Source organism: Pedobacter sp. WC2423, from assembly GCF_040822065.1.
GTDB lineage: Bacteria > Bacteroidota > Bacteroidia > Sphingobacteriales > Sphingobacteriaceae > Pedobacter.
In genome coordinates this window covers 4413255-4437945 of record NZ_CP162005.1, presented here as the reverse complement: position 1 = coordinate 4437945, position 24691 = coordinate 4413255, and the positions used below count along the sequence as shown (strand labels likewise).

Here is a 24691-nt window from a genome sequence, read left to right as displayed (position 1 = left end):
AAACCCTCAAAATTTGTTTGTATGTAAAAAGGCCGTTATCTAATGACAACGGCCCTATTATTATAGTTTTTAACGTGAGTATTATCCGTTCAATGCAGCAGCACCACTTACAATCTCTGTAAGTTCTGTGGTAATTGCCGCCTGACGTGCCTGGTTGTATGAAAGCTTTAAGGCTTTTAACAGGTCACCCGCGTTTTCTGTAGCTTTATCCATTGAAGTCATCCTTGCTCCGTGTTCTGAAGCATGAGAATCCAATACCGCTTTAAATAACTGAATCTTAATCGACTTAGGAATTAATTCTTTAACGATTTCCTCTTTTGAAGGCTCAAGAATATAATCTACCTGGTGCTGATGAGTTTCTTCTGCTTTTTCGTTTTGTGGTAAAGGCAATAACTGTTCAGTAGTCAGAATCTGTACAGCAGCATTTTTGAAACGGTTATAAACCAATTCTACTTTATCATAATCACCGTTTTTAAAGCCGGCCATAATTGAATCAGTAATTTTAGTTACGTTTTCAAACGTTAATGCAGCATAAACCTCGTTGTTGTTTCCAATAATGTTGTAGTTTCTCTTTTCGTAGAAATCCTGAGACTTCTTACCAATAGCTAAAATACTTACATTACCATTTTTATACTGCTCACTGTATTTCTCAGCGATCAGGTTGTTAGTTGCCTTAATTACATTCATGTTGAATGCACCAGCTAAACCACGGTTTGAAGAAACCACTACGATTAATACTTTATTAGGCTCGCGTTCTTCAGTATATGGTGATGAAGATCCTTCCAGGTTGGCAGAAAGATTCCCTAAGATCTCTTTTAGCTTCGTAGCATACGGACGTAACTGTATAATAGCATTAGTTGCACGCTTCAGCTTAGCTGCCGAAACCATTTTCATGGCTTTGGTGATCTGCTGCGTAGACTGCACTGATGATATACGAATTCTTACTTCTTTTAAATTAGCCATTCTTTTTTAATCTTCTTTAAGCCTGTTTAAAAATTAAACAGGCTCTTTTATTTTATTTAGTATTTACCTGCTAATTCTTTAGCTACAGTTTCCAATACAGATGTAATTGCATCATCCAGTTTACCAGCTTTTAAAGCAGCCAATGTTTGTGGATGACGTAATTCCAATTGTTGTAAATATTCAGCTTCAAATGCTCTGATTTTATTTACAGGAACTGAACGCATCAGGTTTTTAGTACCAATATAAATGATCGCAACTTGTTTCTCAACAGTCATTGGAGAGAACTGACCTTGCTTTAATATCTCAACGTTTCTTGAACCTTTATCCAGTACAGATTTTGTTGCTGCATCTAAATCAGATCCGAATTTAGAGAAAGCCTCTAATTCACGGTATTGAGCCTGGTCTAATTTCAAAGTACCAGCTACCTTTTTCATTGATTTAATTTGTGCGTTACCACCAACACGTGATACCGAGATACCTACGTTAATTGCCGGACGTACTCCTGCATTAAACAAGTTAGATTCTAAGAAGATCTGTCCGTCAGTAATCGAAATTACGTTAGTTGGGATATAAGCAGAAACGTCACCAGCCTGAGTTTCGATAATAGGTAAAGCGGTTAATGAACCACCACCTTTAACGATACCTTTCAGAGATTCAGGTAAATCATTCATCGCCTGTGCGATCTCATCGTTAGAATTGATTTTAGCCGCACGTTCTAATAAACGACTGTGCAGGTAAAACACGTCTCCAGGATAAGCCTCACGTCCCGGTGGACGACGAAGTAATAAAGATACCTCACGGTAAGCTACTGCTTGTTTAGATAAATCATCATAAACGATCAGTGCCGGACGACCTGTATCACGGAAGTACTCCCCAATTGCTGCACCAGAAAACGGAGCATAAAACTGCAATGGAGCAGGATCAGCAGCTGAAGCAGAAACAACAACTGTATAAGCCATTGCACCATTCTCTTCAAGCGTACGTACAACGTTTGCTACAGTACTTGCTTTCTGACCACAAGCAACATATATACATAAAACAGGGTTACCTGCTTCATAAAATTCTTTTTGATTGATGATGGTATCAATACAAACAGCACTCTTACCTGTCTGACGGTCACCAATAACCAGCTCACGCTGACCACGGCCAATAGGAATCATGGCGTCAATAGCTTTGATACCTGTTTGAAGAGGCTCATTAACTGGCTGACGGTAGATTACTCCAGGAGCTTTACGTTCGATTGGCATCTCGTAAGTCTGACCAATGATTGGTCCCTTACCGTCGATAGGTTCACCTAATGTATTCACTACACGGCCTAACATACCTTCACCAACTTTAATAGAGGCAATTTTTTTAGTACGTTTAATTGTATCGCCTTCTTTGATCGTGCTCGATGGGCCTAATAAAACCACACCAACATTATCTTCTTCAAGGTTCAAAACAATACCCTGCAAGCCTGTTTCAAATTCAACTAGCTCACCTGATTGAACTTTAGTCAAACCATAAACACGGGCAATACCATCACCCACTTGTAATACGGTACCAACTTCTTCAAGTTCGGCTTCTGATTTAAAGCCCGACAATTGTTGCCTGATAATTGCCGATACTTCGTCTGGTCTTACCTCTACCATAATTTTATATTATTTCTTTTGTAATTCTGTATATTGTTATCGGACTAAACCACACCGTGGGCCAATTCCTTTTTTAATTTGTTTAGACTACCAGCAATACTGGCATCAAATTGTTTGTCGCCAACTTTAAGAATGAAACCACCGATTAATTTATCGCTGATCTTTTCTTTGATGATAACTTCATTTGCGCCAATCTCTCTTTTAACAACGCTGATAATCTCTGCTTTATTCGCATCAGTCAATGCTATAGCTGATAATACTTCGGCAGTTACAATACCTTTAATCGTGTTATATTGTCTGACAAATGCTTTCGTAGTATCAAATAAAATAGCAGCACGACCTTTACTGACAAGCAATTTCAGATAAGAAATCGTAATAGCGTGAACGCTCTTACTGAAGATCCCTTCCAAAATAGCATATTTTTTATCCAGAGGAATCACAGGATTCTGAAGAATAGCCTCTAGCTCACTGTTTTGATCAATAACCTGCTCAATAAGAACCATATCATTCTTCATCTCTTCCAAAGCATTTTGCTCTGTAGAAAGATCAATTAATGATTTGGCGTATCTTGATGCTGCTTTATTTTCTGACATGTTATTTTAATTTGTTGGCAAGGAATTAGTTCAATTCAATATCTTTCAATAAATCAGCAACGAAATCCTGTTGCTTAGCTTTATCAGCTAACTGATTGCGCAATACGCGTTCAGCAATATCAATTGATAATGTTGAAACCTGATCTTTCAATTCAGCTAAAGCAGCTTTCTTTTGATTTTCAATTTCAATTCTTGCTTTTTCAATTAATTTAGCGCCTTCAGCCTGTGCTGAATGTTTCGCTTCATTAACGATTGAATCTTTTAACGTTTTCGCTTCTTTCAGCATCAGGTCTCTTTCTGCACGGGCTTCTTTCATCAATTCCTCGTTCTGTGCAGCTAAGCGTACCATTTCCTGTTTCGCTAATTCAGCTTTGTTTAAAGCCTCATCAATATTATGCTCACGTTCTTTGATAGCCGCTAATACAGGTTTCCATGCAAACTTGGCCAAAACAAACATCAACAATAGAAATGCTATTGTCTGAAAAACAACTAAACCAATTTCCGGTACTAATAATTCCATCTAAGTATATATATTAAATCTTTATTTCTTAAATCATAGTATGTACTTTGCAGCAATCCTGCAAAGTACATGACCATTTTTTTTAGTTGGCAATTAATGCAACAACTACTGCGAAAAGAGCAACCGCTTCAACGAAAGCAGCAGCGATTAACATCGCAGTTTGAATTTTAGAGGCTGCTTCTGGTTGACGAGCAATACCTTCCATAGCTGAACTACCGATTTTTCCGATACCTACTCCAGCGCCAATAGCAGCTAAACCAGCACCAATTGCAGCAATACTTCCTGTAATCATGATTATATATATTAATTGTTGTTAAAAAATTCTAATTAATGGTGTTCTTCTATCGCCATTCCAATGAATAACGCAGATAACATCGTAAAAATAAACGCTTGTATAAAAGCAACAAGCAATTCAATTGCTCCGATAAACAATGCAAATGGAACCGATACCAGCGAAACATAAACAGAGTTGAATACGAAGATCAAACCAATCAGTGATAACATTAAAATGTGACCAGCGGTGATGTTTGCAAATAAACGTATGGCAAGTGCAATAGGTTTAGTGAATACACCAATAATCTCAACTGGTACCAATACGATATATAACCACCATGGTACATCAGGTGTAAAGATGTGCTTCCAGTAATATTTATTACCGTTGGTTACCACAATGATTAAAGTGATTACTGACAATACCGCAGTAACCGCAATATTTCCTGTTAAGTTGGCTCCTCCGGGAAGGAATGGAACCAGCCCCAGCATGTTGTTGATCCAGATGAAGAAAAACACAGTTAGCAGGTATGGCATAAAACGCTCATACTTATGTCCTAAGTTTGGTCTTGCGATATCGTCACGTACAAACAGGATAAGTGGCTCAACCCAGGACTGTAATCCTTTTGGAGATTTACCTGCTCTCTTTTTGTAACCGCTGGCTACATTAAGAAATACTAAAAGCATAACAACTACCGAAAGTATTAAAGTACATACGTTCTTAGTGATTGAGAAATCAAGAGGCCGTGCATTTTTTGCATGGTGATCAGCACCGAGTTCTACATATTCTCCTTCTGCGTTTGCAGTTTCAGAAGCATAGTAAATCTTTTCGTGCAATTTCACAAAACGCTGGCCGGCACGTTCGATTACTAATTTCGCTTCATCATCTCCATGAAACTCATTAGAATTAAACATCACCAATCCACCTTGTGTATACAAAATGACAGGCAGGCCAATAAAAGTATCTCCAATTACATGCCAGCTATGCGAATCCGCAATGTGGTGTAAGGCGAACTTACCTAAATTGAACTTCTTCTCAGCCTCTGGTTCGGCGTGAGCGGTTACGGTTGCTTTCGATGTGTCTTCCTGTGCATATAACAGGGGTGTTACAAAGAATAACGCTAAAAAAAGCGTAAAAACAAGGGTTAACCTATTAACTTTAAAATCAAAAACGTGGCTACAATCCATTTACTGGCAGATTTTTACTTATTATTTTGGTGGCGCAAGTTACATAACAGCGAGTATATTTCAAAGAAGCTGAACAATAAATATAAAGAAAAAAAGTTGAGGGCGAAAACCAACCCCTTTTCTTTAGTATTCAGGCTGTAAATCAGTACAAAAGCCATAGAAAATATCATTTTCAAAACAATTGAACCCATAATCGCCATAATACCTGTCTCCGGATCCATTTTTATCCCCAGATAAGCCATCACATAAGCGATATACGTGAGTCCGCCTATAAAACCAAACAGCAACCAGAACTTCTTAGCGAGTAACGTAACAGTTGGAAATAATACAGGCAAGGCAAAAGCGACCCCGACAAGCAGCAGCGAATAAATCAGATAGTACAACGTAAACTTTAAAACACTCAAAATACTTAATTTTTGACAAAAGTATGAGAATCTGTTTGAATTCAGATAATAAAATTATTTATTAGTTCATTTAAACAGTTTCTGCAATTTACAGACAATATGGATTTTAGTCCTTACGATTCAGTTGTCTGATAACCTGATATAAGGAAATGATCACCCCTAAAAGGCCGAGCAGCGCTGTATAAATCATTTGAGCATTATTTCTATACTGGTCAATTTTGTAACCTGCAAAAGCAAATACGCCGATGGTGGCCAGCATCTGGAAACCCATCCCGGTATACTTTACAAAATTTGCTGATTTTTTTTCTTTTGGCTCGTCATTCATGAGGTTAATGTATTTAGCGGCTATAAAAAGAGATAGAGGTAATAAATTTATAACAGCTTCTTAAACGGGCTGTTATAAAAAATGAATAATTTGCAAAGAAATAATTGATGAATAAAATATTTTTGCATACATTCTAGTCTATTTTAAATGTTGACTCAAACTACTTACTTGAAGAATCTCCGACGCTCCAGTTTGAAATTGTTATTATTTTACCTGGGAAGCTCTTTATTAGTGGCTTGTAGTACGCCTAAAGATACGGCAACAAGCAGGGCTATGCAAAATTTAACTGCACGTTATAACTATATTTATAACGCGAATGTTATGCTCAATAATTACGAAGAAGAATCGTATAACAACTACATAGACAACTACAGTGACGTTTTACCGGTCTATACTGACCCCGAAAAATTCAGTTCAGAAAGCGTCCTTCATGCACCAGCCAATGACAGAGCGCTGGATGCCATCATCAAAAAATCAAGAGCCATTATTGCTGATAAAGCTTTCAGTAATTATATAGACAATGCTTACCTGCTTTTGGGTAAAGCCTATTATCTTAAAACCAATTATTTCGTTGCTGAAGAATACTTCGATTATACCGCCAAAACCTATACTAAAGATATGAATGTGCTGATTACGGCACAAAACTGGAAAGCGAGAAGTTTAATGCAGCTCAATAATATGGAAGATGCCGCAATTATTCTTGACACCGTTTATGATAACCTGGAACTGGTGAAGAAGAAAAGAGCTGAGCCTTACGCAACCATTGCACAATCTTATATTCATCAGAACAGATACAATGATGCGATCCCGATTCTGGAAAAAGCAGTCAAAGAAAGTCAGCTGCACCGTAACCGCATCCGCTGGACTTATATCCTTGCGCAGTTGTATGAACGTCAAAAAAAGTACAAAGAAGCTTTAGCGCTTTACACTAAAGTACAAAAAAGTAACGCTGGATTTGAGTTATACTTCAATGCGAATCTGAACAGGATCAAAGTTACGGGTATCCTTAACGGAGAACACCTGAACCGGAAGAAAGAATTGCTGACTTTACTCAAAGATGATAAGAACCTGGACTATCATGATCAGATTTATTATCAGATTGCAGAAGACTATGCCGAAGAAAATAATATCACTGAAGCAGAAAAGTTTTATAAGTTATCTATCCGGAACAGTACCAGGAACAATTATCAGAAAGGGTTATCTTATTTGAGGATGGCTGATCTGAATTTCAATAAACACAAAGATTTTCTGAAAGCAAAAGCCTATTATGATAGTACGGTAACCGTATTGCCTAAAAACTATCCCGGATATGCACAAATCGTAAAAAAGAGCCAGAACCTGGAATATATAACCGGCAGATACGATGTTATTGCTTACCAGGACACTTTGCAAATGCTCGCCAGGCTTCCTGAGACGGAGCGTATTGCCAGGATCAAAAAACTAACGCAACTTAAAGTAGTAGCTGCGGCTACAAATAACGGAACTTTCAGAAATAATCTTTTTCCGGATGCAACACGGCGTAACAATACGGGTGCACCTGCAACAAGTTCCTTTTACTTCAGTAACCCGGCAGCTTTAAGCAGAGGTTATACAGATTTTCTGACTAAATGGGGCAACAGAAAACAAGAAGATAACTGGAGACAGAGTATTAAATCATCTTCACAAGCCACTTCCGAAAGTATTGCTAAAATAGAGAATGATGGCTATCCGGCAGACAAAATCGGGATGGAGAAAACGATTGCCGATAAAGATACGACAGGTAAAAAATACATGGCTGCCGTTCCCCTGACTACTGAAGCGGTGAAAGTCTCGAATGAAAAAATCATTGACGCGTATTATGAAATCGCGAGCTTCTATCAGCAGGAGCTGGATGATCAGCCTGAGGCTATCCGGATATATCAATTGATATTAAGCAGATTTCCTGATAACAGTCACCTGGGTTCTGTTTATTATAGTTTATACCTGTGTTATCAAAAAACGGATCCTGCGAATGCTGCCAGGTATAAAGCATTGGTACTGGACAAGTTTCCAGGAAGTGTTTATGCAAAAACTATCCTTGACCCGGATTATTCTATGAAACAGTCTGATCTGGAAGCCGCAGGAATTAAAAGATACAACCAGGTATTTGAATTGTACGAAGGAAAAGCATTTCCATCGGTGATTACTGAGATAAATACTACGATTCAGCAATATCCGGCCGGTTCAATCAATCCTCAGTTAAGTTACCTGAGAGCGATAGCCATTGGAAGAACGCAGCAGATTGATAGTTTGACAGCAGCCTTTAAAGCCATTACGAATGCTTATCCCAATGATAAATTAATCGTCCCGCTGGTTAAAGAGCACCTTACTTATATCGCTGCCCATCAGGGCGAGTTCCGTAACAGAAGAGTTGCTTTACCAGACTTTGATCCGGCTGAACCTCGTTTCTTTACTACCGTAGCCGAAAAAACAGCTCAACAGGTTACGCAGACTGATCTTCAGCCAATTGCACAACCTGTAAAAGAAAACGCTAATGCGGCTGCTAAACCACCTGTTGTTGTGCCAGCTGTGGTGAAAGAAACTTCAGCCGTTACGAAACAGATTCCGGTTGTTCCACCAGTAACCACTAAAGATGTTCCGGTTACCCAACCACAGGTTGCTGTAACAACTCCTGTTACCACTGAGACCCCTGTTGTTAAAACCGATGTTCCACCAGTTATCCAGCCTGTGCCTGTTGTAGCTGCGGTTATTAAAGACAAAACATTCAGTACAGCAATATCGAAAGTCTACTATTTTGTGGTTGATGTGGCAGATGCCAGTCTGACTTTAAGCTCTTCACGATTTGGAATCGGTCAATTTAACCGTGGCAGCTTCCCGGGAGCAGGTTTGAAACATCAATTAACAGAATTTGACAATGACCAACTGATATATGTTGGGAACTTTCTTAGTTTTGCAGAAGCAAAAAGTTACGCTGACGGAATAACTCCTCAATTAAAACAGATCATGAAAGTCCCTGCTGGCATGTACAGCAGTTTCATCATCAGTAAGGAGAACTTCGAAAAGCTCCGGAGCAAGGAGCTGGTAACTAAATATTTAGATTTCTACAAAAACAATTACTAAAAATGACCAAAAATATTTCGGCGGCAGAGATAAAAAGCTATAACATTACGCTCTGGAAGTTACTGATAGGTGCGATGATCCTGTTTGCAATCTTTATTGTTGCAATCGGTTTTGGGCTATTTGGAACGCTGCCTTCTTTCAGAGATATTGAACACCCTAAAAGTAATCAGGCTACTGAAATATTAACTGAGGACAAAAGAGTATTAGGTACCTATTTTGTACAGAACCGCTCTAATGTAACTTACCCTGAAATTTCTCAGCATGTAATCAATGCACTGATCTCTACAGAAGATACCAGGTTCAAAGAACACTCAGGCATTGACTTCAAGCGTACATTTACGATTATATTTTACAATTTAATAGGTAAAAAACAAGGCGCAAGTACAATTACACAACAATTAGCCCTTAACCTTTTCTCGGAAGAAGGCCGTCAAAAGAACTTCTTCAAACGTTTAATGCAGAAATTCCAGGAATGGATTGTTGCGGTAAAACTGGAACGTAACTTTACTAAAGAAGAGATTATTACCATGTACCTGAATACTGTAGATTTTGGTAACCAGGCTTATGGAATTAAATCTGCGGCGAGAGTTTATTTCAATACAACACCAGACAAGCTCACGGTAGCGCAAGCAGCTACATTGGTCGGACTGCAAAAAGGAATTACCCGCTATTCTCCTACCCGTAACCCGGAAAGATCATTAGCCAGACGAAATACAGTAATGTCAAATATGGTTAAAGAAGACCTGCTGACCCAACAGCAGTTTGACGAAGAAAAAACAAAACCTTTAGCCCTTAAATTCAGTGCAGCAACTGTAAATGACGGAATTGCTCCGTATTTCAGAGCAGTATTGAAAAATGATATTAAGAAAATATTTCAGGAACGCTCTATCTTAAAAGCAGATGGTACTCCGTATGATCTGGACAGGGACGGACTGAAAATTATCACGACCATCAATTACGATATGCAGGTTTATGCCGAAGAAGCGCAAAGAGATGCGATGAAAGTTTTGCAGGCACAATTTACAAAGGGCTGGAAAGGCAGAAACCCTTTCAAGGATAAAGAAATGCAGATTGAGCAGGGGATTAAAAGATCTGACCGTTACAAAGCTTTACAGCTGGAAGGAAAATCTGAGTCAGAAATTAAAGCAGACTTCAATACCCCGGCCGAAATGAGCATTTTCACCTGGAAAGGAAATCTGGATACCCTGATGAAGCCGGTGGATTCTGTAAAATATTATAAACTGCTGTTAAGAAATGCCATGATGGCTATGGATCCGAAAACAGGATATGTTAAAGCATGGGTTGGTGGTATCAATTACGAGCATTTCAAATACGATCAGGTAAAAATGGGAACCAGACAAGTAGGTTCAACAGCCAAACCTTTCACTTATTCTGTAGCTATAGAAAACGGTTATTCACCCTGTTATCAGGTCTTGAATGAGCCAGTAACGATTGAAGTTCCGGGGAGTGCGCCATGGACGCCAAAATCAGGTGGTACCTTACCAGGTTATATCACCTTGCAGAAAGCACTTGCTTTTTCTCAGAATTATATTGCCGCTTACCTGATGAAACAAGTAGGCCCTACTGCGGTCGCTACCCTGGCTAAAAGAATGGGAATCACGTCAGATGTACCTGCTTATCCATCTATTGCACTAGGTTCATTTGATGCCTCTGTATTTGATATGGTAGGTGCTTATAGTGTATTTGCGAATAAAGGTGTGTGGACGCAACCCACTTATATTTTAAGAATAGAAGATAAAAACGGAGTAGTACTGTTTTCTCAAACACCACAAAAACATCCTGCAATGAACGAAGACGTTGCTTATGTGATGACACGTATGCTGGAAGGTGTAGTGAAAAATGGTTATGGTTATGGTCTGATTGGTAAATACGGACTGAAAAATCCTATTGGTGGTAAAACCGGAACAACACAGAATAACTCTGATGGATGGTTCGTAGGGATTACTCCTGATCTGGTTGCCGGGGTTTGGACAGGTTGTGAAGACCGTGCATTTCACTTTATCAATACCAGAGAAGGTGAGGGATCGAAAACAGCCATGCCTGTTTTTGGTGGTTTCTTTAAGAAAGTATATGCCAACCCTAAATTAAAGGTGAGTAAAGCCGACTTTGAAGTACCTAAAAGCGGCGTATCCATCACTTACGATTGTAACCAATATCAACAGCAACAAACGGATACTACAGAACTGGACAAGAAGCTGGGTTTTTAAATGAGCATTTTTGATTACAAAAAGGCATTAGCCGATATTCCGCATAAACCCGGTGTTTATCAATACTGGGATCAGGAAGATACGCTCATTTATATCGGCAAAGCCAAAGATTTAAGAAACCGTGTCGGCTCTTATTTCAATCAGGACAACCAGATGAATGGTAAAACACGGGTATTGGTTTCCAAGATCCGCAAGATTACTTTTACGATTGTTGATACCGAGATCGATGCCTGGCTGCTGGAAAACAGCCTGATAAAAAAACATCAGCCAAGGTATAATATCATGCTGAAAGATGATAAGACCTATCCATGGATTATTATCAAAAAAGAACCTTTTCCGCGTCTGTACTGGACACGGAAAATGATCAAAGACGGATCCACCTATTTTGGCCCTTATGCCTCTGTAGGGATGATGCATACCATCCTCGACCTGATCAAAGAGACTTATCCTTTACGTACCTGTAACCTCCCGCTCACAGACGAAAACATCCATGCCGGGAAATTCAAAGTCTGTCTGGAATATCAGATTGGCAATTGTAAGGGGCCTTGTCAGGCTTATCAGTCGGATGAAGATTATGATCAGAGTATAACAGAGATCAAAGATATTCTGAATGGAAAAATCGGTAATGTAATCAAAGATGTTAAACAGGTAATCAAAAAAGCAGTTGATGAACTGAATTTTGAATATGCCCATCAGTATCAGAAAAAATTACTGGTCCTGGAAAAGTATCAAAGTAAATCAACTGTAGTCAACAGCTCTATTACCAATGTAGATGTGGTGAGTATTGCTTCTGATGAGCGTTATGCTTTTGTCAATTACTTAAAGATCATGAATGGAAGTATCATTCAGACGCAGACCATAGAGATCAAAAAACGTCTGGACGAATCTGATGAAGAACTGCTTACCCTGGCCATTACTGAATTCAGGACGAAGTTCAGCAGTACTTCCAGAGAGATTATCGTTCCTTTCGATATTAAACTAAAGGATGAAAATTTAAAGTTTACTGTTCCCAAGCTGGGTGAAAAGAAAAACCTGCTGGAACTTTCCCATAAAAATGTATTGTTTTTCAGACGTGAAAAGCTGAACCAGTATGAGAAACTAAATCCTGATTTACGGTCTGAACGTATTTTAACACAAATGCAGAAAGACCTGATGCTGACACAGCTGCCTGTTCATATTGAATGTTTCGATAACTCGAACTTCCAGGGAGCTTATCCTGTTTCAGCAATTGTTGTCTTTAAAGATGCCAAACCTTCTAAAAAAGATTACCGGCACTTCAATGTAAAAACAGTAGAAGGCCCGAATGATTTTGCGACCATGGAAGAAGCAGTTTACAGGCGATATAAGCGCATGTTAGAAGAAGAGGAGTCATTACCTCAGCTCATCATCATTGACGGTGGTAAAGGCCAGCTATCGTCGGCAGTAAGCAGTTTAAAAAAATTAGGGATAGAACATAAAGTCACAGTCATCGGTATTGCCAAAAGGCTGGAAGAGTTATATTATCCGGGAGATAGTTACCCGCTGCATCTGGACAAGAAATCGGAGACGTTAAAAGTTATCCAGCAGCTTCGTGATGAGGCCCACCGTTTTGGGATCACCTTTCACAGAAAGAAAAGAGATCAGGGTACTTTAAAGACCGAACTGGAAGATATTCCGGGTATTGGCAAGACAACTGCCGATAAGCTTTTACGTCATTTTAAATCGGTTAAAAAGATACGGGAGGCTACAGCGGCCGAATTGGAAACTGTACTGAACAAAGCACAGGTTAAAACTTTACTGACTCATTTTGCTCCGAAGACTACTTAAACAGGCTGATCTTTTCAGTACAAAGTGTATAAAAACATAAAAAGTGCCGCTATCTAATGATAGCGGCACTTTTTATGTTTTTATACTGTTCAGGACTTTAGTATTCCCACAAACTTTGTTCGTAGTCGGCCATTCCCTTTTTAATCCTTTCAGATTCGTATAACTTTCTTGGATCTTTAGGATCGGTCTGATTTAGCATCTCCACAATTGTTTTATTAGATGGATTTGTTTCTTTCACGATATTACTCGAGAACAGGCGTCTGACAAAAAAATCATCGAAAGTTAACACCGATGCATCATTCGATGGATCCTGTAATTTTTTCTTGCTCAATATGGTCCGGGCTTCATCGTAATAGATCCAGAATACGGGTTGCCAGTTACCTTCTACCATTTTCATGGGTGCAAGACCAACAATACGCGGTTCAAAGATTGATCTTTTAACATCCAGGATCCAGTCTTCTTTAATTCTGTATTTTAAAAATTCATCCGCTCTTAAGCGTTTCAATACCGGGTCTCCTATTTTACCTTTTTCATCAGCTTCTCCTTCAGAAGTTCCTCTTGCATTTCTCAATGCTTCGGCCGAAGTCAAAGCAATCTTGAAAGCGTCATTGTCTTCCAGGACTTTTCCAGCAGTAGTATCTTTAGGTGAATAAGCAGTTAGCTCTTCATTTCCAATGGCTTCCAGTATAATTTCGATCAGTTTAGAGTTTTCTGTATTTAATACTGAATTGATCGTATCCCGTAAATCCAGTTCTCTCCAGATACGTTTAGAATAAAATACATCTTCTTCTCTTACATCTGCATAAGGAACCATTACGCTGCTGTCTACATCTTTTCTCGCAAAGAAACCATCTTTTGGAGGAGTCTTGATCTTCGATTTTTTAAGCAAAGGTGTAGTGGCTGCCGCAGTTGATGTAGCTACTACTGGTGCATTAACCGATGGTGAATTTATAGCAGGTGTACTAACTGCAGGAGTATTGATTGGAGTTACCGTTTCAGGTACAGGTTTAACTACATCTGCAGCAGGCACTGCAACCGCATCCGTAGCAGGCATAACTTCCGCAGGAGTTGATTTTGCTGGCTTTACCTTCGGACGCTGACTAACGACTGGTTTTACAGGTTTGCTCTGAGCGAACGTCTCAGTTCCCACGAATAACAGGATAATCAGATATAGAAATTGTTTCATCTTGATTCTATTTAGCTGTAAATGTGATACCATCTAAATTCTTTTGTCTGCCGTCAGGTCCTTCAGCGATAATATCTTTAAAGATTACCGTCGCCCCTGGTTTAATCGAATTCAAAGCACCTTTGATCTGACCGCTAAATGAACCACCACTGTTAGGGATATTCACGGCATCCGATCTTGGATTAATAAAGGTAGCGTTAAACCTGATTACTTTATATTTAATGTCAAACACAAAATCATCCAGCTGGGTCTCAATTGCACCAGATCTTGCCAACCATTCCAGCTCAACATTTCCACCAGATTTACCTTTAATAAAGGCTTTTGGTGTTGGTAATGCTTTTACTCTGAACTGTTGTGAGCCTAAGTTGACAGTTTTACCAGCATTATTCGCAGTCACATTAATGTTTACTGTTTTACCGATCTGATCACCACCTACGCTCACTGAATATTTACCATTTGAACCGCTCATTGAGCCGCCTGAAATACTTGCTTTCACACTTTCCAAAGGAAAACCTGCTGCCGAAACAGAGAACGGATTCGGAATACCGGCATAAATTACATTCATCTTATCAGGTGAAACCGTAGCTGATGGCTTAGCAACCTGGTAAGTCTGTTCCGGAGTTCTGTATTCTTTAATCTGTCCGTCAGTTTGTTTTACACGGATTGTTCCAACCCATTTAAACACCCCTACAGAACCAGTTCCTCCTGTATAAGTTCCTTTACCGTCTTTAATAGCTAATTTTCCACCGCCAACACTTATTTCAGGACTTGATTTAGAATCACTTGCTGTTAAAAATACTTGTGCACTGTAAGGTTGTCCCTGAATTACGTAAGAAGTCGGCGCAACCGCTACAGCTGCAAACTGATCAAGATTAACCAGCGACTTATCCATGTTTCCGAACAATTTCTTAACAATTTCAGCCTCTGCATTTCTTGTATCCGACTGAATTTTAGTCAATACTGTATTTGCAGCAGTTAATGGCGTACCTTCTCCGAAGTTAATATCTTCCCACTTCTTTTTACCCTCTATGCTTTTTTCTGCATCCTTCGCTTCCAAAGAAAAGGAAACATGTTTACGGTCTTCAGCCTCTAAAAGTGCAATTAATTTTTCGCGTGTTTCATTAATCTTTGCTTTCAGCTTCTCGCCTTCTTTAGCATTGATCATGATACCCTGAGCGATATCCTGATTTCCTCTTTCTTTCAGGTCACCAGTTTCAGGATCGATACCGCCACCGGCAGTATTAAATTGTTGTTTCAATTGCTGAATATAACCATTCAGGTCATCCGCATATTTTTTTGCCTGATTGGCTTTATCCCAAATCGGCTGTGCCCTTCCAGGCTCCTCTTTAAGTTTAGTATTCTGAAATGCAGTGAACAACTGATCAATGCTTGTGCTTACATTCGTCCGTGACGAATCCAAACTATCATTGATATTCTTAAAGGCATTCAGTATAGTATCAGATACGTTTAGCGCAAGCATAGCTAACAATACCAAATACATGATATTGATCATCTTCTGCCTCGTTGTTTCTTTTCCTCCGGCCATTAGTTATGGTTCTCTGTGGTGATTAAAATAAATTGATTACCTGATTATGGACGTGGCTGGTTCATCGCTGTTAACATATTGCCATAAATAGCATTCAGCGAAGAAAGATTTTTAGCCAGTTTACCTACTTCTTCCTTAAATTGTTTCGAATCATCCATCGATTCATTGAAATTATTCATCGTCGCAGAAAGGTTCTGATAGAATTTATTCATTGATTTAAGGTGGGTAGTTGAATCCTGTAACTCTAATTCATAAACCGCATTTAAGGCAGATAGATTTTTAGACAGGTTATTAACCTGCTCATGGTAAGATTTTGAAGCATTACCACTTTCGCCCAGTTCTACAAGTTGAGAAGTCGCTTTACTGAATGCACCATTCAGCTGATCAAAACCAGCAGAAGCTTGTTTTACCTTTCCTGTAAAATCATTGGTTGCTACCGCTGCATCAGCCACTGTTGAGATAGTCGCTACTTTGTCCCCGAAGTTACGTAATCCGTTACCCAGGCTTTCGATTAATTCAGGACCGATTTTAGCATCGCCCATCATTTTATCTAAAGCTGCTGTAGAAGAAACTCCTGCCGCAGCAACTGGTCTTGCAGTAGCTACAGGCAATTCGCCTTTAAAATCATCTCTCAATTCAGGATATACTTTTTCCCAGGCCAATTCTGGTTCTGGCGGAAAAAATCCGGTGATAAAGAACAAAGCCGCCTCAACGCCCAGACCAATACCAATTGCATAACTTCCCCAAATACCTCCGATGTGAAGGATTTTACATAACGCTCCCAAAATTACAATACTCGCACCCCATGAGATTGCCGAGTGTAACCAATTAGAATTCTTTTTAGCTGCCATATTACTACTAGATAGGTATTATTTTTAAAAGTTATAATTGAGATTGAATCAACTTAATTTTTGAAGTGAATGTCAGTGCCCGCATAAGAAGCAACACATCTGAATCCGATGTATGATCTTGCCTGGTCCTGGTATTCGTAAGTACCAACTGCGTTTTGAAGGAAGAAACCGATGTCTTTCCACGATCCGCCTCTGACTACTTTACGTTTAAGGTATTTACTATCCGTAGTTTTAGCTACATAAGTGAAATTCGGGTTGAAATCCAGCAATTGAGGTGCTGCTGAATTGTTGTAAGCTGTTACTGTCCATTCCGCAACGTTACCAGCCATATTGTACAGGCCATAATCATTGGGGAAATAAGATTTCACATTCACGGTATATAAACCGCCGTCATCGGAGTAGTTTCCTCTGCCTACTTTGAAGTTGGCTTGCATACATCCTTTTGTATTTCTTACATAAGGCCCGCCCCATGGGTATTTTGTTTTCACATTACCACCTCTTGCTGCATATTCAAATTCAGCATCAGTAGGTAATCTGTACTCAGGGCGCGAGCTTAAAGGAATTTTTCTGGAGGCAGCAACCGGCTCATATAAGCGGGTACGCCAGAAGCAAAATGCATTCGCTTGTTCCCAGCTTACCCCTACTACAGGATAATTATCATAAGAAGGGTGATTGAAGTAAGATTTCACCATCGGGTCATTCTGAGAATAAGAATAATCTATTTTCCAAACCATCGTATCCGGGTAAACACTGATTGAAGGAAACTGGTTTGGGTTATTCGGATCCGGTGAATCCACATAACTTTCAATAAAGTCTTTACGTTTTTTTGTCGGATCTTTTCTTCCGGCTTCTGCCAGGTCAAGGTTTACGAAACTATAAGAATATCTTAATTTTCTGATGTCTAAGTCATTGCGGCCAGGCAATGCGTCATCACCTGCGTAATACATGTCTTTGAATTTATTGCTCAGGCCACCTTTTTTATCGTTCCACATGGCAGAACCGTTACCAACTTTTTTCCAGTCAATATTTTTCTGCCCTGAGGTAAGGCTAGCTCCGCCTGCAGTCTGACCTTTAGGCGTAATAAAATAACCTGGAGCTCCGCCCGGGCCAACACTGGTTAAAGCCACTGAATCTCTTACCCAATTCACAAACTGTCTGTACTTTGCGTTGGTGATCTCAGTTTCGTCCATATAGAACGCACTGAATGAGGTCATCTTACTGGGAGAAGTCTGTGAGTTATTAATATCCTCGTCAGACATACCAATAAGCGTTTTGCCCTGAGGGATGTAAACCATTCCCCTAGGCATTTTTTTGTTATTAAATTTTTTATTATATACACCAACAAGCTCTCCTTGTCCACCTTTTCCGCAGCTTGAAAGCAATGCTGTAATTAATAAAAAACCCAGTGTGTAAATTTTCCTCATAAGCCCTGGAGCAATTTTACAACAATTTTATCAAATATGATTGATATAAACAATTATTATGAGATAAATATAAGTCTTAAATACAAAAAAAGCAAGATGTTAATAATTAGATAACATCTTGCTTAATAGGTTAAAAGAATTTAGCAGGTACATTCGATTCCCCAATTTGGGAAATTTTATCAACAGTGCTATTTTACTTATTTGATTTCTTAATATAATTTTCAATAGCCATGATCATTGAAGGCGATTCCGGTGATGGTGCAGCAATGTCTACGATCAGGTTATTATCCATAATCGCTTTATGTGTGTTTACTCCAAATACAGCAATCCTTGTATTATTTTGCTGGAAAGTAGGGAAATTTGTATACAACGACTGAATACTTGACGGACTGAAAAAGGCGATCATGTCATAAGTCACTTCAGCAAGATCTGAAAGATCGCTTACTACGGTCTTAAATAATACTGCCGGAGTCAGATCGTATCCATTTTTCAACAAGAAATTCATCGTATCTTCTGTAGCTACGTCAGAACATGGGTAAAGGAATTTCTCCCCCGCATGTTTTTTCAGTACTTCTGATAAATCGGCAGCAGTCTGCTTACCGAAAAATATTTTCCGTTTCCTGTACTGGATGTATTTTTGAAGATATAGGGCGGTTGATTCTGAAATACAAAAGTACTTCAGATCTGCAGGTACTTCATACCTCATTTCCTCACTAATTCTAAAAAAATGATCTACCGCATTCCTGCTTGTAAATACTACAGCAGTAAAATCAGCTAATGTGATCTTATCTTTTCTAAAGTCCCTTGCCGGAATACCTTCCACATGAATGAAGGATCTGAAATCAATTTTTAAATTGTATTTCTTAGCCAAATCAAAGTATGGGGACTTCTCTGTTTCGGGCTTTGGCAAAGTTATCAGTATACTTTTTACTTTACGCAACCTATCTTCTGTTTTTTCTTGCATTTTACCTAATTACAGCTCCAATCCTATGGCCTTGATTAATATCAAAATAGGACATATTTCGAGGGCACAAAAGTACATAAATAAATAGAATTTAGAAAACCGATAATGAGATAAAATATTTATTCCTGCTCTTATAAATTGAAACGTGAAAATAATCCCCAACAAAATAAATGAGATAACTATGTAATATATACCATATTTCATTGGTGATAAGGCAAAAGCGACAACTAGTGGAATGAAGATTAAAGAGATGTTAAAATAACTCAAATATAATATAGAAATGTACTCATGGACAGCTTTCTGGATGTTAAACAGATGTCCGAGCACACGCAGTAAAAGAATTTTCGTTGCATATAATACCACAATCAGAATGGAAACACTGACGAAAAAACGGAAACCCTGGTGTACGTAAGCGAGCTGATAATATTGCGCAACGAGGTAGAAAAACATCCCGATTGTAAAGCCAAATTGTATAAATAAAAATAAAAATGGCCACGAACTGAACACATTATCTTCTTTATTGAGGTTATTTAGCCCACGATTACTGTAAAAGGATTGAATGATACTCTGCAATTGTTTGGCAAAAGAGATTCTGAGGATCGCAAAAACAACCAGAAGCAGCACAATAAAACCAAGTACCCAGGTCTGTCCTTTATGTAGAGGATTGCCTGTTCTGAACTTACTCACTTTCTTCAGTTTACTATACTTTTTAAACCAGGCATCAAGATCAAGTTTCTCAAAAACATTGGCTTTCATGATGCTGTCCATCAAAATATGTTTGTTGATCAGGGAGTCCGGAAGGATCCAGGTATGCGTCATGATAGAGTCGGTAACAAACTTTTGCCGCGCCAGAAATGCAGAGTCTCTGACCACACGGGGTTTATAAACCCTGTGCTTTACGGTAGAATCTCTGACAACAGCCAAATTCTGCGCATTCACCTTTCCAAAGCCCACCATGCACAGCAGGAAAAAAGTCATCAAAAAGTATTTATACATCGACCTATTAAAGTAACGGGATTATTCCTTTGTGCAAATCTAAGATATTATTATTTCACATTCATGCTTTGCTACAGAATAGCAAGTCTTGATGAGTAGTGTTATTGTTATGTATGTATCCACATCAGATCTGCTTCAACTCCATAGTGAGTCCACGTATTTTCAGGAAAAGGTGGACTCATACTTAAGTTAACCAGGCGAGTATTACTACCTGCTCTTTACAAAAGCGGGGAGTAATTCATGAATAAATTGCAGGAAAATATAGGGGATTAGAAAACCGGACAGTCAGCACCAGGCAGGATTCCTTCTTTGTCAGTTTTAAGCACTTTGTCTTTACCGCTGCCGGTAATGATCCAGATCGAATCGAAATCGTTTGAATTCCAGTTTAGTTTCTGATGTTTGATTCCGAGTGCTTTGGCCAGCGCAGGAATGTTGCCGTGGTTCCAAACCAATAGTACCGTTCCTTTTTTATGTTTGATTTCTTTGGCGATGCTGGCATAATCTGCTCCATTGAAGCTGCTGTTGATACTTAAATTATATTTAACAGCAAACGGGGTAATAGTCTGAAACATGCGGGAATGAGTGGTTTGGTTCCCATTACCTAATGATGGTACATAGATCGCCGTTGGAACTCCAATCTTTTTAGACAGTATACTCGCTAGCTTTAAAGACCTGTTAAGCCCTTTACAGTTCAGGTTTTCATTCTGCTCTTGCTTTTCTCCATGACGGATAATGACAATTTTAGCTTGCGATTTTACAATCAATGGTAAAACCAGGACAGATAATATATACAGAAAGGTTAAGGCAGTTTTCTTCATAAGGTCTGAATATTATTTCAATTTAATATTTGAGCCGGTTAAATCATTATTCGGCTCAAATATAAAGAATAAATGAGCCGGTTATTTGTTTAACCTGCTTGAGCATTTGCTTTACAGCAAGATGGTACAAGAGAGCGCGGCGTAATAAATATCTGAAGAAACACATAATTGCACTTACCTTTGCCCCTATGGCAGGAATTTATATCCATATCCCCTTTTGTAAACAAGCTTGTAATTATTGTGATTTTCATTTCAGCACCTCTCTGCAGCATGTAGATGAAATGACTGATGCGATTTGCAAAGAAATCCTTTTAAAAAAGAGCAGAATTTCTGATCAGCAGATAGGGAGTATCTATTTTGGTGGCGGCACACCTTCTCTTTTACCGGAGAAATCATTGGCCAGGATCTTTGATACTTTAACCTCCAATTTTTCTATTTCGGCCGATGCTGAAATCACTATTGAAACTAATCCAGATGATTTAGATGCAAAGAAAATTGCACAATTGCGTCAGCTTCCCGTCAACCGCTTCAGCATTGGTGTACAGTCTTTTTTTAATGAAGATCTGGTTTGGATGAACAGGGCGCATACTTCCAATGAAGCAGAAACCTGTATTAAACGCAGTCAGGATGCGGGATTCGAGAATCTGAGTATCGACCTTATTTATGGATTCCCTTTGCTAACCGATGAAAAATGGCTGAGTAACATCAACAAAGCGGTCAGTTTGCAAACTCCGCATATTTCGGCCTACTCGTTAACAGTTGAACCTAAAACAGCCTTAGCCGCAGCGATAAAAAAGGGAAAGCAAATCCCTGTGAATGATGAGCAAAGCGCGGCTCAGTTTATCACATTGACTGACAAGCTGGCTAGTGCTGGTTTTGATCATTATGAAATATCAAATTATAGCTTACCTGGCCGTCATGCGGTCCACAATACCAATTACTGGAAAGGCATTCCCTATTTAGGAATTGGCCCCTCGGCACATGGCTTTAACGGAAATGTCAGGTATCTGAATATTGCAAACAATGCTAAATATATGCAGCAGTTAGCGTTGGATAAATTGGCAGAAACGATAGAAGAACTCGATATTTACGACCGCTTTAACGAGTATATCATGACTTCGCTCCGCACTATGTGGGGTACAGATTTACAAAAAATAGGCACCGAATTTGGTAAAATATTTTTAGCAGACACATTAAAAAACATAGTTCCGTTTTTACAGCGCGACTGGCTTAAAAATGAGAATGACAGGTTAATACTGACACCTGACGGCAAGTTGTTTGCTGATTATATCGCTTCAGAATTATTCCTTTTAGACGAACATCCGGAAGATTAATCTGAATAATTAATAAAAAAACAATGAAGAATAAAGTAATCTGGATCACGGGAGCTTCTTCGGGAATCGGCGAAGCACTTGTTTATGCTTATAATAATTCAGGGGCAAATCTTATTATTTCTGCGCGCAACAGAGACGAACTTTTCAGGGTAAAAGGGAACTGTAAAAATCAGATCAATGTACATGTACTTTCTTTTGATCTGGAAGATACTGCCCTTTTAGCAGACAAGGCCAGAGATGCACAAAAAATATTTGGCCATATTGATATGCTGATCAACAGCGGAGGATTGAGTCAGCGGTCATTAGCATTGGAAACTGCTTTAAACGTAGAACAAAAGCTGATGAATGTCAACTTTTGGGGAACAGTCGCTTTGAGCAAAGCGGTATTACCTCAGATGATTACTAAAGGTGGAGGTAAAATTGTCTGTATCAGTAGTCTGACTGGCAAATTCGGAACGGCATACCGTTCTGCTTACGCAGCTTCCAAACATGCTTTACATGGATACTTCGATTCTTTACGATCAGAAGTAGCTGATCAAAACATACAGATCACCCTGGTTTGTCCGGGCTATATTCAAACAAATATTTCGCTGAATGCAATGACTGCTGATGGGCAGCTGTACAATAAAATGGACGAGAACCAGGAGCTTGGTCTTGCCCCGGCTGAGTGCGCCAGCTTAATTGTCAAAGCAATTCAACAAAACAAAGAAGAAGTCTATATGGGCGGCAAAGAAGTGAAGGGGATTTTATTCAAACGCTTCTTTCCGTTAAGATTCTCCAAATACATGAGAACAAAAAATCTGGCTATTCAAAAAACCAAGCACTAGTATTCGCCGTATCTCCTGCTATAAAACAAAATCATGAAAAGATTCATCTTACCTGTATTTGTCATAGTAGCTATGGCATTTTCAACTTCAGTTTACGCGCAAAAAAATCCAATGGTTGGTGGTGCAGCAATGTATGCCAATAAAGATATTGTTGACAATGCAGTAAACTCAAAAGACCATACTACATTGGTTGCTGCTGTTAAAGCTGCAGGTCTTGTGGAAACTTTAAAAAGTGCCGGACCTTTTACCGTATTTGCTCCAACAAACGAAGCTTTTAACAAATTGCCAGCTGGTACTGTAGAAACAGTTTTAAAACCAGAAAACAAAGACATGTTAACTAAAATCCTTACTTACCATGTTGTTGCTGGAAAAATGGATTCAAAAGCAATTGCCAAAGCAATTAAAGCAGGTAATGGCAAAGCAGAATTAACTACTGTAGCTGGTGGAAAATTATGGGCTTCTATGGACGGAGACAAATTAATTTTAACGGATGAAAAAGGGGGAACAGCTACCGTTACTATTGCTAATGTAATGCAGAAAAATGGTGTAATCCACGTTATTGATAGCGTGCTGATGCCTAACTAATTCTTTTAATTTATTTTCTATAACAGTGAAAACACAGCATAAATTGCTGTGTTTTTTTATTGTCAGAATTTTTTATTTTCCATTGACCTATTGGTAAGAAAAGTCAAATTCTATAATTTTACAAGAATTAACATTATTTTAACATGAAGTTTGATTTAACTCAGATTGATTGCGTTGATGATATTTCCAAAGAAGATTTTGAAAAAAACTATCTCAATGCGCGCAGGCCATTGGTCATTAAGAACATGGCTAAAAACTGGCCAGCATATGAGAAATGGTCTATGGATTACATGAAAACTGTAGTTGGAGATAAATTAGTACCGCTCTACGATAGCGCTAAAGCTGATCCCTCGAAACCAATTAATGCTGCAGCTACAGAAATGAAGTTCGCGGATTACATTGACCTGATCAAAACTACCCCTACTGACCTTCGGATCTTCTTGTTCGATCCGATCAAGCAAGCCCCTGACTTACTGAATGATTATATCGCTCCTAAAGATTTAATGGGTGGTTTTCTAGATAATTATCCTAATATGTTTTTCGGTGGAAAAGGTTCTGTTACTTTCCTGCATTATGATATAGACATGGCGCATATCTTCCATACGCATTTTAACGGCCGCAAACATGTGATCTTATTTGAGAATAAATGGAAGGAACGTCTTTATCAGATTCCATATGCAACTTATGCATTAGAAGATTATGATATTGAAAATCCTGATTTTGATAAGTTCCCTGCCCTGAAAGGAGTAAAAGGAACAGAAGCTTATCTGGAACATGGGGATACGCTGTTTATGCCTACTGGTTACTGGCACTGGATGAAATATCTGGACGGTTCATTTTCTATCAGCTTAAGAGCGTGGGATAAGTCATGGGCAGTAAAAGCGAAGAGTTTATATAACCTGACTATCCAACGCAAGTTCGATGACTTCATGAAAGCAAATTTCAGAGAGAAATACATGGCATGGAAAGAGCGGCTGGCCATAAAAAGGGCGAATAAAGCACTGGCAGAACATACTCCATCTTAATTAAGAATCAGTTTAATTTCAGATAGTATTTTTTTTCTGTACCATCACTTGCCTTTTTATGTAAATAAATAGATTTTAATTTACACTTTTGTTCTCAAACAAGATCTT

At 38.8% G+C, this 24691-nt stretch carries 22 protein-coding genes; 7 read left to right on the top strand and 15 right to left on the bottom strand.

The genetic code is table 11. From position 1 onward, the window contains the following. Nucleotides 1-81: 81 nt before the first annotated feature. From atpG to AB3G38_RS18545, 8 genes are all read right to left on the bottom strand, one after another. Complete coding sequence (gene atpG / locus AB3G38_RS18580; RefSeq protein WP_367865289.1) at nt 82-963, bottom strand: ATP synthase F1 subunit gamma; 882 nt, start codon at nt 961-963, stop codon at nt 82-84. A 56-nt stretch (nt 964-1019) separates the two neighbouring features. Continuing rightward, the gene (gene atpA / locus AB3G38_RS18575) at nt 1020-2594 is read right to left on the bottom strand and encodes a F0F1 ATP synthase subunit alpha (RefSeq protein WP_183866077.1); all 1575 of its coding nucleotides are present in this window, start codon (nt 2592-2594) and stop codon (nt 1020-1022) included. A gap of 44 nt (nt 2595-2638) precedes the next feature. Continuing rightward, the gene (gene atpH, locus AB3G38_RS18570) at nt 2639-3187 is read right to left on the bottom strand and encodes an ATP synthase F1 subunit delta (RefSeq protein ID WP_367865288.1); all 549 of its coding nucleotides are present in this window, start codon (nt 3185-3187) and stop codon (nt 2639-2641) included. Between the two features lie 25 nt (nt 3188-3212). Then, a complete protein-coding gene (atpF, locus tag AB3G38_RS18565; RefSeq protein WP_367865287.1) occupies nt 3213-3707 on the bottom strand; it encodes a F0F1 ATP synthase subunit B in 495 nt (164 codons plus the stop codon). Nucleotides 3708-3789: 82 nt separating this feature from the next. Continuing rightward, entirely contained in the window at nt 3790-3996 is a 207-nt protein-coding gene (atpE, locus tag AB3G38_RS18560) for an ATP synthase F0 subunit C (protein WP_041879754.1), read from the bottom strand. 38 nt (nt 3997-4034) lie between these two features. Next, nucleotides 4035-5165, bottom strand: coding sequence for a F0F1 ATP synthase subunit A (atpB, locus tag AB3G38_RS18555; RefSeq protein ID WP_367865286.1), 1131 nt, complete (start codon nt 5163-5165; stop codon nt 4035-4037). A gap of 14 nt (nt 5166-5179) precedes the next feature. After that, the gene (locus tag AB3G38_RS18550) at nt 5180-5569 is read right to left on the bottom strand and encodes a hypothetical protein (RefSeq protein ID WP_367865285.1); all 390 of its coding nucleotides are present in this window, start codon (nt 5567-5569) and stop codon (nt 5180-5182) included. A gap of 106 nt (nt 5570-5675) precedes the next feature. After that, entirely contained in the window at nt 5676-5894 is a 219-nt protein-coding gene (locus tag AB3G38_RS18545) for an AtpZ/AtpI family protein (RefSeq protein WP_367865284.1), read from the bottom strand. Between the two features lie 168 nt (nt 5895-6062). On the opposite strand from AB3G38_RS18545, the gene AB3G38_RS18540 reads away from it, so the two are divergent. Genes AB3G38_RS18540 through uvrC form a run of 3 tightly spaced genes read left to right on the top strand, consistent with a single transcriptional unit; the run spans nt 6063 to nt 13027 of the window. Next, nucleotides 6063-8993 (top strand): tetratricopeptide repeat protein, encoded by a 2931-nt coding sequence (locus AB3G38_RS18540; protein ID WP_367865283.1) that lies wholly within the window; start codon nt 6063-6065, stop codon nt 8991-8993. A gap of 2 nt (nt 8994-8995) precedes the next feature. Beyond that, nucleotides 8996-11221 carry a penicillin-binding protein 1A gene (locus AB3G38_RS18535; protein WP_367865282.1) on the top strand — a complete coding sequence of 742 codons (2226 nt, stop codon included), beginning with the start codon at nt 8996-8998 and terminating at the stop codon, nt 11219-11221. Beyond that, entirely contained in the window at nt 11222-13027 is a 1806-nt protein-coding gene (gene uvrC / locus AB3G38_RS18530) for an excinuclease ABC subunit UvrC (RefSeq protein WP_367865281.1), read from the top strand. A gap of 97 nt (nt 13028-13124) precedes the next feature. On the opposite strand, the gene gldN is transcribed toward uvrC, so the two are convergent. The 7 genes from gldN to AB3G38_RS18495 all read right to left on the bottom strand — a co-directional run bounded on the left by gldN (nt 13125) and on the right by AB3G38_RS18495 (nt 20812). After that, nucleotides 13125-14213, bottom strand: coding sequence for a gliding motility protein GldN (gene gldN, locus AB3G38_RS18525; RefSeq protein ID WP_367865280.1), 1089 nt, complete (start codon nt 14211-14213; stop codon nt 13125-13127). A 7-nt stretch (nt 14214-14220) separates the two neighbouring features. Beyond that, complete coding sequence (gene gldM / locus AB3G38_RS18520) at nt 14221-15759, bottom strand: gliding motility protein GldM (RefSeq protein ID WP_367865279.1); 1539 nt, start codon at nt 15757-15759, stop codon at nt 14221-14223. A 44-nt stretch (nt 15760-15803) separates the two neighbouring features. Further along, nucleotides 15804-16610, bottom strand: coding sequence for a gliding motility protein GldL (gene gldL, locus AB3G38_RS18515; protein ID WP_367865278.1), 807 nt, complete (start codon nt 16608-16610; stop codon nt 15804-15806). A gap of 53 nt (nt 16611-16663) precedes the next feature. Continuing rightward, nucleotides 16664-18034: an SUMF1/EgtB/PvdO family nonheme iron enzyme gene (locus AB3G38_RS18510; RefSeq protein ID WP_367865277.1), complete on the bottom strand. Its 1371-nt coding sequence runs from the start codon at nt 18032-18034 to the stop codon at nt 16664-16666. A 193-nt stretch (nt 18035-18227) separates the two neighbouring features. Next, the gene (locus tag AB3G38_RS18505) at nt 18228-18998 is read right to left on the bottom strand and encodes a uroporphyrinogen-III synthase (protein ID WP_367865276.1); all 771 of its coding nucleotides are present in this window, start codon (nt 18996-18998) and stop codon (nt 18228-18230) included. Between the two features lie 9 nt (nt 18999-19007). Next, nucleotides 19008-19976 carry a DUF4271 domain-containing protein gene (locus AB3G38_RS18500; protein ID WP_367865275.1) on the bottom strand — a complete coding sequence of 323 codons (969 nt, stop codon included), beginning with the start codon at nt 19974-19976 and terminating at the stop codon, nt 19008-19010. Nucleotides 19977-20263: 287 nt separating this feature from the next. After that, nucleotides 20264-20812 carry a histidine phosphatase family protein gene (locus AB3G38_RS18495; RefSeq protein ID WP_367865274.1) on the bottom strand — a complete coding sequence of 183 codons (549 nt, stop codon included), beginning with the start codon at nt 20810-20812 and terminating at the stop codon, nt 20264-20266. 188 nt (nt 20813-21000) lie between these two features. Between AB3G38_RS18495 and hemW the strand changes: the two genes are divergently transcribed. The 4 genes from hemW to AB3G38_RS18475 all read left to right on the top strand — a co-directional run bounded on the left by hemW (nt 21001) and on the right by AB3G38_RS18475 (nt 24583). After that, nucleotides 21001-22146 (top strand): radical SAM family heme chaperone HemW, encoded by a 1146-nt coding sequence (gene hemW, locus AB3G38_RS18490; RefSeq protein ID WP_367865273.1) that lies wholly within the window; start codon nt 21001-21003, stop codon nt 22144-22146. A 23-nt stretch (nt 22147-22169) separates the two neighbouring features. Next, a complete protein-coding gene (locus AB3G38_RS18485; RefSeq protein ID WP_367865272.1) occupies nt 22170-22973 on the top strand; it encodes an SDR family oxidoreductase in 804 nt (267 codons plus the stop codon). 33 nt (nt 22974-23006) lie between these two features. Next, complete coding sequence (locus tag AB3G38_RS18480) at nt 23007-23558, top strand: fasciclin domain-containing protein (RefSeq protein WP_367865271.1); 552 nt, start codon at nt 23007-23009, stop codon at nt 23556-23558. 143 nt (nt 23559-23701) lie between these two features. Next, nucleotides 23702-24583 (top strand): cupin-like domain-containing protein, encoded by an 882-nt coding sequence (locus tag AB3G38_RS18475; RefSeq protein WP_367865270.1) that lies wholly within the window; start codon nt 23702-23704, stop codon nt 24581-24583. Nucleotides 24584-24691: the final 108 nt, after the last annotated feature.

What these genes read in the sequence shown, in the direction of transcription:
- gldL (WP_367865278.1), bottom strand. Translation starts at nt 16,610, where the DNA reads ATGGCAGCTAAAAAGAATTCTAATTGGTTACACTCGGCAATCTCATGG.
- gldM (WP_367865279.1), bottom strand. Translation starts at nt 15,759, where the DNA reads ATGGCCGGAGGAAAAGAAACAACGAGGCAGAAGATGATCAATATCATG.
- AB3G38_RS18495 (WP_367865274.1), bottom strand. Translation starts at nt 20,812, where the DNA reads ATGAAGAAAACTGCCTTAACCTTTCTGTATATATTATCTGTCCTGGTT.
- AB3G38_RS18480 (WP_367865271.1), top strand. Translation starts at nt 23,007, where the DNA reads ATGAAAAGATTCATCTTACCTGTATTTGTCATAGTAGCTATGGCATTT.
- atpG (WP_367865289.1), bottom strand. Translation starts at nt 963, where the DNA reads ATGGCTAATTTAAAAGAAGTAAGAATTCGTATATCATCAGTGCAGTCT.
- hemW (WP_367865273.1), top strand. Translation starts at nt 21,001, where the DNA reads ATGGCAGGAATTTATATCCATATCCCCTTTTGTAAACAAGCTTGTAAT.
- atpH (WP_367865288.1), bottom strand. Translation starts at nt 3,187, where the DNA reads ATGTCAGAAAATAAAGCAGCATCAAGATACGCCAAATCATTAATTGAT.
- atpA (WP_183866077.1), bottom strand. Translation starts at nt 2,594, where the DNA reads ATGGTAGAGGTAAGACCAGACGAAGTATCGGCAATTATCAGGCAACAA.
- AB3G38_RS18485 (WP_367865272.1), top strand. Translation starts at nt 22,170, where the DNA reads ATGAAGAATAAAGTAATCTGGATCACGGGAGCTTCTTCGGGAATCGGC.
- AB3G38_RS18510 (WP_367865277.1), bottom strand. Translation starts at nt 18,034, where the DNA reads ATGAGGAAAATTTACACACTGGGTTTTTTATTAATTACAGCATTGCTT.
- AB3G38_RS18475 (WP_367865270.1), top strand. Translation starts at nt 23,702, where the DNA reads ATGAAGTTTGATTTAACTCAGATTGATTGCGTTGATGATATTTCCAAA.
- atpF (WP_367865287.1), bottom strand. Translation starts at nt 3,707, where the DNA reads ATGGAATTATTAGTACCGGAAATTGGTTTAGTTGTTTTTCAGACAATA.
- AB3G38_RS18500 (WP_367865275.1), bottom strand. Translation starts at nt 19,976, where the DNA reads ATGACTTTTTTCCTGCTGTGCATGGTGGGCTTTGGAAAGGTGAATGCG.
- AB3G38_RS18535 (WP_367865282.1), top strand. Translation starts at nt 8,996, where the DNA reads ATGACCAAAAATATTTCGGCGGCAGAGATAAAAAGCTATAACATTACG.
- gldN (WP_367865280.1), bottom strand. Translation starts at nt 14,213, where the DNA reads ATGAAACAATTTCTATATCTGATTATCCTGTTATTCGTGGGAACTGAG.
- atpB (WP_367865286.1), bottom strand. Translation starts at nt 5,165, where the DNA reads ATGGATTGTAGCCACGTTTTTGATTTTAAAGTTAATAGGTTAACCCTT.
- uvrC (WP_367865281.1), top strand. Translation starts at nt 11,222, where the DNA reads ATGAGCATTTTTGATTACAAAAAGGCATTAGCCGATATTCCGCATAAA.
- AB3G38_RS18505 (WP_367865276.1), bottom strand. Translation starts at nt 18,998, where the DNA reads ATGCAAGAAAAAACAGAAGATAGGTTGCGTAAAGTAAAAAGTATACTG.
- AB3G38_RS18545 (WP_367865284.1), bottom strand. Translation starts at nt 5,894, where the DNA reads ATGAATGACGAGCCAAAAGAAAAAAAATCAGCAAATTTTGTAAAGTAT.